The sequence below is a fragment of the Rahnella perminowiae genome, assembly GCF_019049755.1.
Classification (GTDB): Bacteria; Pseudomonadota; Gammaproteobacteria; order Enterobacterales; family Enterobacteriaceae; genus Rahnella; species Rahnella perminowiae.
Window position 1 is genome coordinate 1 of record NZ_JAFMOS010000457.1, and the last position, 10,203, is coordinate 10,203.

The following is a 10,203-nucleotide window of genomic DNA, read 5'->3' on the forward strand; positions in this document are numbered from 1 at the left end:
GGCTATAGCCTCCGCATTACGTAAAGATGATTATGTGAAAAACCAGGCTTTATTTTAAGAAATTACGCAGAAACGACATACCCCATCACACGCTTCCAGCCAACCGGTTTTTTCTCGATATACACCCCCTGCAATTCCGGCGAGAAGCCCGGCAGCAGGTTGATACCTTCTTCCAGCGCCATAAAGTAACGCTGAACCGCCCCGCCCCATAATTCACCTGGCACGACGCACAACACGCCCGGAGGATAAGGCAGAGCGCCTTCCGCAGCGATACGGCCTTCGGCATCACCAATCGCCACCAGTTCGATGTTATCGCGGATAAACTCATTGTGAGCATCCTGCGCATTCATCACGACCTGCGGGAAACTCTTCTCGCGGAACATCTCTTTCTGCAACTCTTTCACATCAAAACTGACGTAGAGGTTATGCATTTCCTGACACAACTGGCGGATGGTGTAATTCCGGTAGCGGTCTTCATTTTTACGATATACCGTCGGCAGTACTTCGCTGAGCGGCGCATCTTCTTCAATGTATTGCTCAAACCGCACCAGTTCTTCCACCAGCAACTGCATTTTGGCCGGTGTTTCCGCCGGAGTGAGCAGGAACAAAATCGAGTTAAGGTCACATTTCTCCGGCACGATGCCATTCTCACGCAGATAGTTCGCCAGAATGGTTGCCGGAATGCCGAACTCCGTGTACTTACCGCTGGAAGCATCAATGCCCGGCGTGGTCAGCAGCAATTTGCAGGGATCAACGAAATACTGTTTCCCGGCATAACCGTCAAATGCGTGCCAGCGCTCGCCCGGCACAAAATCAAAGAAACGCACATCGTTAGCCATCTCATTGGTTTCATGATCCTGCCAGCGTTTGCCACCGACAGTCGGGGGAACGAACGGCAAAATCATTGAGCATTGATCAAGCAGCATTTTGCGGGTTTCGATGCCGAGCTTCACACACTCCATCCACATATGTTTTCCGCTGCCGCCGGCATGAATGCGCGCATTGACATCCAGTGCGGCAAACAACGGATAAAACGGGCTGGTCGAGGCATGCATCATAAACGCATTGTTGAGCTTTTTATGGCTGCAATGACGCTTCTGGCCTTTGATGTGATTGTCTTTTTTATGGATTTGCGAGGTCTGCGAGAACCCGGCCTGCTGCTTATGAACAGACTGCGTGACGATAATGCCAGGGTCGTTTTCGTTAAGTTCCAGCAACAACGGCGAGCATTCTTTCATCATCGGGATGAATTGTTCATAACCCACCCATGCGGAATCAAACAGGATGTAGTCGCACAGGTGACCGATTTTATCCACGACCTGACGGGCGTTGTACACAGTGCCGTCATAGGTACCAAGCTGGATAATCGCCAGACGGAACGGACGTTTTTCGGCCGCGCGATGAGGTGCCACCTGTTTGATTTGTTTACGCAGATAGGTTTCATCGAAACAGGCAGCATCGATACCGCCGATAAAACCGAACGGATTACGCGCAGTCTCGAGATAAACCGGCGTTGCACCCGCCTGCAGCAGCGCACCATGATGATTTGATTTGTGGTTGTTACGGTCAAACAGCACCAGATCATCGCGCGTCAGCAGTGCATTAGTGACGACTTTATTGGCCGCAGACGTGCCGTTGAGCACGAAATAGGTTTTATCTGCGCTGAAGACTTTAGCTGCATACTTTTGGGCATCTTTCGCCGATCCTTCGTGGATCAGTAAATCGCCCAGTTTGACATCCGCATTACACATGTCGGAGCGGAAAATATTCGGGCCGTAAAAATCATAAAACTGTCGCCCTGCCGGATGACGTCGGAAAAACTCGCCCCCCTGGTGCCCCGGACAGGCGAAAGTGGCGTTCTCCATCTCGACATACTTTTTCAACGTATCGAAAAACGGCGGGAACAGCGCTTCTTCATAAGCCTGCGCGGCAGATTCAATCTGCGCGGCATAAAATGCCTGATTGGCGTCCGACAGTGTGATAACGCCTTTCAGCAATGGCAGAAACTCAGGTGACACCTGCTCCGTACCCTGCACCGCAACAAACGCGGGAATACCAAATCCCAGCGTTTCAATCTCCGCCAGCCTGCCGTGGTTCAGGTCACCGACAGAAATAATGATGGCCGCAATGTCCGCATAATCGGCGCGGCGCAGGTCAACGACCAGACGTGCAGTCTGGAGATAAGGGGCGACGGAAGCGCTTGCTGCAAGTTTTAAGTGTTTCATTCAGACTCTCAAACGGTTAAGTAAGAGGGTGTGCCAGATGGCACGGCAATGAGCGGGATCTTACGGCATAAAAGGTAAGCGCAGAGTCCGGCCCGGCAATTGACGTTGGCTAAGCGAGATATCGAGTGCAACGGAGCTATGCCGGTGGGGCAAAGCGGTGACAAATCGGGTTTCAGGCCACGCCACGTCGGATAGACAACAGTAAAATCAGAGAGCTGCTCTGTTTTAATCTCTGTTTTTAATAATGCCTAACAGCGAGCAAACGGTAGCCTTACCGCATGAAAGAGACGACAAAAGGAGGAAAACTGAAATCGTGGTGTTTACAGCACCCGGAGATCATCATCAGATTGTTTTTGCACTGGCGAACAGCGCGATGTGATAAACCAGCCATGCCGCAACCCTCTTGAGCTGTCGCGTGAAAACGGGATCAGAGTTGTTTAATAAATCGGCGCAATAATCGCATCTTTTACCCCCCGGTTCAACCCTGAACATACGGCGAATTTCTTACAGAATGCGACAGGGAGCATGTCCCGGAACCTCCACCTTTTTCGGGCTTGTTGTCGGGTACAAACCTGGACAGGTGGCCTGGGCCGTAAGTTAAATCGACAAATCGTCGTAAAAAGCATCAGTCAGGTGACGAACCCCGCTGTTGTCACAAAAAGCCGTTGACGGCACATGCCCGATACGGTTTAATGCGCCCCGTTGCCCGGATAGCTCAGTCGGTAGAGCAAGGGATTGAAAATCCCTGTGTCCTTGGTTCGATTCCGAGTCCGGGCACCAATATTTAGAAGAACCCGCCTATGGCGGGTTTTTTGCTTTCCGCTTTCCGGACTCTCCATCGAACTTCGTCCGATGATTCGCCTTGCAGGATCACCCTGCCAGGCCCTTACTGCCGTATGAGCCGTACAGGGGAAAAGCGTTGGGCGCAAATTGGTCCGGTGGCGGAAGGTAAAATTGGTTAAAAATTTCAGATTTGTGAGCGCCTGCGCCCTGCTTTTCGGGCATATCCTCTACTCAGGTTATTCTTTTAAAGTTTATTTGTTCAATGCCGATAAGTGCTTAATTGCTTTTATTTAACGGTAATACAATATGGATAATCCTCTGGTCAGCTCCGCAAGTAATAAAGTTACAGGCTATGAACATTTGAAAGAATGTTTAAGAATAGAAGTGATAAAAAGAGATGGGGGCAAAAGATTCTCATGGCTAAAAGTATTTCACCGCGTAGCTTTTAATCGCAAAAAACGCTTCTACTTTTGGTGGCGGATTGCAAACTATTTGTATAAATCCTCATCATCTCGCCAGCGAAAAATCGCCAAAATCATTGGTGTTAACTTAGCCAGAAAGTATGGCGCAGACATAAGCATTGCTGCACATATCGGAACCGGTATGAAAATAAACCATTACGTGGGGATCGTAATCAGAGCTGAATGTGTGATTGGTGACAATGTGAATATCCGTCAAAACACGACTATTGGAAGGAAAAAATCAACGCCTGATATAGGATATATCACAATCGGTAATAACGTCGATATCGGTGCTAACTCCTGCATTCTTGGGGACATCGTTATTGGAGACAATGTCACTATTGGGGCAATGTCATTTATCAATAAAGATATCCCCGCTAACACCCTGGTTTATAGTCAAAAAACTACTCAGATCGTAATTAAAAACATCGGGTCTACGATTCAGCATTGATATTGTATTAAGCAACACGCCAATAAAAAAAGCCTCTTCAATAAAGAGGCTTAACTTTTGCTTACTCATCACTTAATTTGTCTTTCTGAGACGAAATGACTCGTTGGGGAAATTCGCCTGCAGACGAACGAAGCATTCGAGGCGAACATTGCCTTATATGCAGCGCCAGAATATGAAATCGATAGACGTGACCAATTCATGGGTGGAAAGACCGTCTTTATGAGCAAAAAATTGTAGCGGTTACTAAAACCGCCCCCGAAACAAAGATTCCTTGAATCATTTTAAGCTGCGTAGCTACTCAGACCTATCCGCTAAAGGATCCAGGGCAATTATGAGCGAGGGATAGTCATTCGCAGTTATTCTCATTACTGATGAAGGTATTACTTAAATCGCGGTGTGTAAATCAACCGGGGATTAAGTCATATGGCCTGAGATGTTTCACGGTATTGACGACAGTGTCGTTCTGGCAAGCTTTATCGCCGTCAGCCCAGCGCTTGATATCACTTATATTTGGCGACCTGATGCCCACACTCAAGATGTTCTTGGTTGTGTATAGGCTGACCTGTGCTTTGTCCCCATCATGTCTTTCTATTTCAATTAGCGTGTTGTTAATCAACAGTCCCTGCGCAAGGAGCTTTTGATTGATTTCACCTTCATTGCGCTCACCGTCAAACTCGCTTAATACGATGACCGGATTTCCTGAATATGCCTCATATTCCAGGCACTGCCTTGCCATGTGCCTTAAAGTTCGATACGTATCTGAGGGCTCTGTCTTGCTCGTAAAGCTGCCGTCATAAGAGGATTGACTGTTTTTTAATTCGCTGACGGTTATGGCGCACCCGCTGATCGAGATAGAAAATAATAGTGTAGACAGGGTCAAATATTTCAATTTCAACTCCATTGTTCTGACAGAGGCTCTCCGCTGGGCTGGTATCAAAATTATGTTTTCTTTCAGGCTGACTTGTGGTTTGGAAAGTCAACAGTAACCATGAGCCCACCTTCTGCAGACGTATTTAGGCATACGCTGCTGTTGTGTTGCTGCGCAACCGCTTTGACTATTGCAAGTCCCAATCCACTCCCGCTTTGCATCTGATTGGGATCGCGAAAAAACCTATCGAACACGCGCTCCCTCAATTCAAATGGAATGCCGGGCCCTGCATCTGAAACACGTAGCTGAGTAGATTTATCAAGTGATCCTACATCTACCTCAACCCGTCCGCCCTCAGGGCTGTACTTCACGGCATTTTCAATTAAATTATCAATCAGCGACATCAGGCGTTCCTTGACGCCTGTGATCCAGATTTCATTATCAGAGTAGAATTCGAGCTCAATCCTGCGCTCAGCCGCTAGCGGTGCCAGTGCAGCCATTCGCTCTTGTATGAGCGTTGTCAGCGGCACAGGCTCCATAACAGTGTCAATACGCACTTCGCTGTGCATCATCAGTAGCAACTGATTGACAAGACGCGCTGCACGGCTATTGCTGCGAATAATCCCTGCAAGCAACTCCTGTTGATTATCGCTGCTTACATAGGACTGCAAAGCCTCCACATTGATTCGCATCGCAGCCAGTGGGGTACGCAGTTCGTGGGCGGCATCTGCAATGAAAACCCGTTCCCTATCAGAACTCTCTCGCACCCTGGCAAGAAATAGATTAGTAGCGTCCACCATTTGGCGAAGCTCCATGTGCTTTGGCACTTCTTTTAAGGGAGAGAGATCTTCTGAAGTTCGTAAGGAAATTTCATTTACCACCTTGTTCCAGGGGCGCATTGCAATACGGATTGACAGCCACGCAGGAAACAAAAGAAAAGGAATGCACACCAGTAGCGGCAATATGTAGTATCCCCGCGAGTTCAGGTATATAAAAAAGTTCCAGCCTCCGGCAGGGGTGAAAAGTGTTACCTCCGCATCGGATCTCCCGGACTTGAGAGTACGGCTAGTCCAGGTGCGCCCCCCACTCCGGATGCTCTGAATTTTCCCATACCTGGTGTTTGTCACCCCTGCCGGAGCGCCATCAGATGAATAAATTATCTCTTTATTCTTCCGAACGATTAGGCTGATTGACAGTTTCGGATCTTCACCTCCGCCATAACCTTCCCGCAACGCTGTGCTGAACTTTTTCAGCACAGCGGTGAGATCCTGCGGGCGATCATCCATACGATCAACCAATGTAAGAATGGTTTCGTAAGTATTGTTGCCCGTTAGCATAGGGGGGCTACGCAAGTTCTCCCACAAAATGTAGGTCAGAAAAAGACACCAAAGCAGTGTAAGCAGTAGCATCTGGGCGATCATAATTCGCCGTACGAGCGTTGGAGTTCTCAGGTGGTGCCAAAAATTTCGCATCAACCAGCCCCTTTCTGAATCGGCACAGTATCAATGACATACCCTACGCCTCTCACCGTTCGTACATAGCCGTCGCCGATTTTGCGACGTAAATTACCCATATGCACATCGAGTGCATTGCTCATATTTTCTTTTGCGCCGAATATCCTTTCCTCCAGAAACCTTCGTGTAAGCACGCGATCAGTGCGCATCATTAAAGTTTCAAGCAGCGCGTATTCACTTGCCGTCAACTCAACATTCCGCGCGCTCACCGTCACGCGACGAGTCGGCACATGGAGAGATAACCCACGAATTTCTATCACCTCATTCTCAAAACCGTAACTGCGTCGCGCAAGGGCTCTCACTCTGGCCAATAACTCGGCAAGAATAAAAGGTTTGACGAGATAGTCGTCAGCACCGGCATCCAGCCCGCACAGGCGATCCTGCAGAGTGCCCCGCGCGGTCAGAATGATGACGGGGATCCCCTTGAGCTGCTGGCGCAAGTACGCCATCAGGCTCATGCCATCGCCGTCAGGCAGTCCGAGGTCGAGCAAAACTAGTTCCGGCAAGCAGGCATCGAGTTGATGCAGCGCATCCACTTTGCGGCGAACCCATATGACATCTAATCCCTGATCTGCAAGGGCAATACGTACGCCGTTGCCGAGATCCAGGTCGTCTTCGATGAGGAGAATTTTCACAATAGTTACGTTATCAACAGTGAATGAAGAACGTCTGAAGAAAAAAACGGTATCAGGAAATTTATCAGGTTTGCGTCACCGGCACGTGCTTAAGTATTTCTTCATTTTTAGCTCATGAGAACTTTAGGGTGCGTATTCAAACTGAGCGTTCTGGCGTTTAAAACCCGCTTGTATCGTAATCATTTGAATCCATAAGGACTTCTTTAATGAGCAACTTCGAACTGCGTCATAAGTTCCCCTATTTACTCTCAGAACGCACCCTGAAAAAAATGCTGCCGGGTGCGCTGCTGGCGTTACTGACCAACCCAACACTTGCGGCAGAACCACAACAGGGTAACGCCTTAACATTGGGAGGAGGCGTGGATGTTACGCCACTTTATTCTGGTTCGGATGAAAACCGCGTCACGACAGCCCTGGTGCTTGATTACTCGATGCATAATGGGTTCTTCGTGAGTACCATGCGGGGTATCGGTTATGGCAACAGCTCCGGCAAGCTGGATTACAGTACTGCGCTGAGCTATCGCGCAGGCCGTAAGGATCATGACGTGGACAGCGACGCAATGAGCGATGGCAGTGACGACTTGCGGGGTATGGGCGATGTCAAAGGCTCGGCTATCGGGGCATTGGGTCTGGGATATAAGGTAACCGACTGGCTTCATTTGCAATTGCAGGCTGAGGTGCCGTTTTCTCAGCGGGACAATGGCGCGGCCCTGCATTTCGGCATTATCAGCCCGCTTTATAGTTCATCGGAAAATACCGTGACGATGGCGCTGACCAGCAGCTGGGGAACAGACAACTATATGCAAACTTACTACGGGGTAAGTTCATCACAGTCAGCCGCATCGGGGTTTACTCAATATGATGCCGGTTCCGGGATTTATGCCTATTCAATGAATATGGACTGGACGCACAAGTTCAACCAGAACTGGAGCGTAGTGGCCGCTACAGGCTTTACGCAGTTGGCTGGTGATGCACGCAACAGCCCGATTGTGCAACGAAAAGCATCGCCCAATGGAAGCTTGAAAGTGACATATAGCTTCTGAACATTGTTCGATTGCACTGTCAATAAATACACACTTGATCCGCCCCGATACAGATGATGGGGCGGTACTCACAAAGGACGTAAGGACATTCATTTTCAAAATTAACAGATATCAAAACGCATTAAAGCAATGTATATACAGACAGTATTCTAAGTAATTGGGCAATCGCTACATGGGCCGTGACAGATATAATCTATCCATAGCAGTATTCGTCTTGCTTCTAAAAGGGGATGAACTCTGCATGCTCCGAAGGTCTAATACGGGCTGGATGGATGGTGGCTTTAGCTTACCGGCCGGTGGGCTAGAAAAAGGCGAAACACTCTCCACCGCTGCCGCCAGAGAGCTAAAAGAAGAGACAGGGGTGGACACAATTCCTTCAGAGTTGGCCCTTGTGCATACCATGCATGTGTGGACGGAAAACCGTTCATGGATAGGACATTATTTTATCTGCCGAGAATGGAGTGGTGTACCCTTCCTTGCAGAACCTGACAAGCATGCCGAAGTAAGCTGGAAGAATATTTCGGATCTGCCAGAAGAAACAATACCCTATGTAAGGCAGGCTATTGAAGCCATTAATGCTGATGAGAGTTACTCAGAGTACGGCTGGGACACAGGTGAGTAACCTCTGCTACAAAGCAATATTTCCGCTCCTTGTCAGTATGCATATGCAAAAGGGTTGCTATGCGCGAATAGCAGCCCGAAATTTTTGGGCCGGAACACCTCTGAAATGTCCGTACAGCCTAAGACTTCACCAGATAAGGCAATAGAAAACTCTCTACTTCTCGTTTTCCAATTCCCAGCGTAAAGCTGACCCCTGCATTTTTTAAAATTCTGAGTCCTTCTCCACTGTTTCTAGGATGCGGATCTTTAATGGCTACATAGACATGACGTGGTTTCAGCTCAGCAAGTGTCAAGGCACAGGAGGGGGTTCTTCCTTGATAGGAGCAGGGTTCAAGTGTGACAAATATTTCACATTCACCAATTGGAACCGTTAGTTTTGAAATGGCGTCTATCTCTGCGTGATGATGGCCTGGAAGTTGAGTGAAGCCTTCGGAAACCACCTCCCCCTTATGGACAATCACGCACCCTACAGGTGGATTTGGTCTGCAGCCAGGTAAGGCTTGACGTGATTTTTCAAGCGCTAACAGCATGAATTTTAAATTTTCGCTCATCCGCTTTTATGCCCAAATATGTAAATCATAGACTTAAGATTTTCAAACCACCCGGCATGAATGTCCATTATTTAGATTAATTACTCATCAGCTATGACCAACCTTCTTGTTGGCTAACTTGTACTGACTTTTGATACCTCCGATTTTGGCACGAAGCAGAACGGCTGAAGGTTCGTTAGGTCTGCTATGCGCGAAAAGCGGAATTACGAAATCGTTCTGACCACTGAGGGTGTATTTCAAAACATCGCCGTGTGTTAATCAACGGGGATAAGGTCATGCGTTCAAACCTCCCCCTTAGAAGATATTGGCATGCCCATCTCCAGCGCACGAACCTCAAAGCCAAATTCCTCGTACAAGCGGATTGCTGCCTTGTTGAAATGCCAAACAGCCAGTCTGAGTTCCTGCGAGTTACGTGCCAGAGCCCATTCACGCACTCTGTTCATCAATACCTTACCCACACCTTGCCCTCTGTGTGTTTCAAGAACACATATTGAGCAAATCCTGCAACCAGGGACTGGCTTCAGAAGTGGACTTGTTGGTATTGATATGTTCGCTGCAATAAACCCGATGGGAAGAGAGTTATGCCGGGCTATAAACGCAACATGATCATCAGTTTCAATAAATCCCATCCAATGGGGTTCATCTGCTCCCTCATTCAAAGTCACATCAGCATAAATATCTGGGCGCGCTTTATGATGGATGATATTGAGCTCGCGAGCCAAATCACTCATGATCGCAAGATCAGAACGGATTGCTTCCCGGATACTGAGTTCCATATCCAAATTTTCTATCTCCAATGAGGATCCTCAACCGTGCCTGTCAGCCAGTCGCATTAACGATAAAAGCAGTTACGAAGATAATGCATTACAACAAATTTGCACTTTTCGTTGAATCCTGCGGACCTGGATTGCATTGTTCTTTTGTTCCCGGGAGATAAAAAAGGCCGTTCTCAGCAGGATCCGTTCCTCCCGGGCATCCTGCCATGCCTGGTGAATTATCTGAACTGCCCCCGTCAGAGCCCCTCCCGCCGTCTGCACCTGGTTTACCAGGT

At 48.4% G+C, this 10,203-nt stretch carries 8 protein-coding genes, 1 tRNA gene and 2 pseudogenes; 4 read left to right on the forward strand and 7 right to left on the reverse strand.

The window, feature by feature from the left end:
* Positions 1–62 precede the first annotated feature (62 nt).
* The gene (speF, locus tag J1785_RS07925) at positions 63–2,225 is read right to left on the reverse strand and encodes an ornithine decarboxylase SpeF (RefSeq protein ID WP_217219180.1); all 2,163 of its coding nucleotides are present in this window, start codon (positions 2,223–2,225) and stop codon (positions 63–65) included.
* A gap of 704 nt (positions 2,226–2,929) precedes the next feature.
* Between speF and J1785_RS07930 the strand changes: the two genes are divergently transcribed.
* Together J1785_RS07930 and J1785_RS07935 are read left to right on the forward strand one after the other, a co-directional pair.
* Positions 2,930–3,005, forward strand: a tRNA-Phe gene (locus tag J1785_RS07930).
* Positions 3,006–3,314: 309 nt separating this feature from the next.
* Positions 3,315–3,920, forward strand: coding sequence for a serine O-acetyltransferase (locus J1785_RS07935; RefSeq protein WP_129953059.1), 606 nt, complete (start codon positions 3,315–3,317; stop codon positions 3,918–3,920).
* A gap of 466 nt (positions 3,921–4,386) precedes the next feature.
* Here J1785_RS07935 and J1785_RS07940 read toward each other — a convergent pair.
* The 3 genes and pseudogenes from J1785_RS07940 to J1785_RS07950 form a co-directional block, all read right to left on the reverse strand.
* A pseudogene (locus tag J1785_RS07940) lies at positions 4,387–4,821 on the reverse strand (hypothetical protein); the annotation flags it as partial.
* A gap of 50 nt (positions 4,822–4,871) precedes the next feature.
* Entirely contained in the window at positions 4,872–6,260 is a 1,389-nt protein-coding gene (locus J1785_RS07945; protein ID WP_217219181.1) for a sensor histidine kinase, read from the reverse strand.
* On the reverse strand, positions 6,260–6,937 hold the full coding sequence (locus J1785_RS07950) for a response regulator (protein WP_129953061.1): 678 nt from the start codon (positions 6,935–6,937) through the stop codon (positions 6,260–6,262). Before J1785_RS07950 ends, J1785_RS07945 begins: the two co-directional genes overlap by 1 nt.
* A gap of 206 nt (positions 6,938–7,143) precedes the next feature.
* Between J1785_RS07950 and J1785_RS07955 the strand changes: the two genes are divergently transcribed.
* Both J1785_RS07955 and J1785_RS07960 read left to right on the forward strand, forming a co-directional pair.
* Positions 7,144–7,980 carry a MipA/OmpV family protein gene (locus J1785_RS07955; RefSeq protein ID WP_217219182.1) on the forward strand — a complete coding sequence of 279 codons (837 nt, stop codon included), beginning with the start codon at positions 7,144–7,146 and terminating at the stop codon, positions 7,978–7,980.
* A 172-nt stretch (positions 7,981–8,152) separates the two neighbouring features.
* Positions 8,153–8,602, forward strand: a complete 450-nt coding sequence (locus tag J1785_RS07960; RefSeq protein ID WP_217219183.1) for an NUDIX hydrolase — start codon at positions 8,153–8,155, stop codon at positions 8,600–8,602.
* Between the two features lie 118 nt (positions 8,603–8,720).
* On the opposite strand, the gene J1785_RS07965 is transcribed toward J1785_RS07960, so the two are convergent.
* The 3 genes and pseudogenes from J1785_RS07965 to J1785_RS07975 form a co-directional block, all read right to left on the reverse strand.
* The gene (locus J1785_RS07965; protein ID WP_217157325.1) at positions 8,721–9,152 is read right to left on the reverse strand and encodes a bifunctional diaminohydroxyphosphoribosylaminopyrimidine deaminase/5-amino-6-(5-phosphoribosylamino)uracil reductase RibD; all 432 of its coding nucleotides are present in this window, start codon (positions 9,150–9,152) and stop codon (positions 8,721–8,723) included.
* Positions 9,153–9,433: 281 nt separating this feature from the next.
* Positions 9,434–9,949: a GNAT family N-acetyltransferase gene (locus J1785_RS07970; RefSeq protein WP_217219184.1), complete on the reverse strand. Its 516-nt coding sequence runs from the start codon at positions 9,947–9,949 to the stop codon at positions 9,434–9,436.
* A 51-nt stretch (positions 9,950–10,000) separates the two neighbouring features.
* Positions 10,001–10,203 (reverse strand): annotated as a pseudogene (locus J1785_RS07975) (hypothetical protein); the annotation flags it as partial.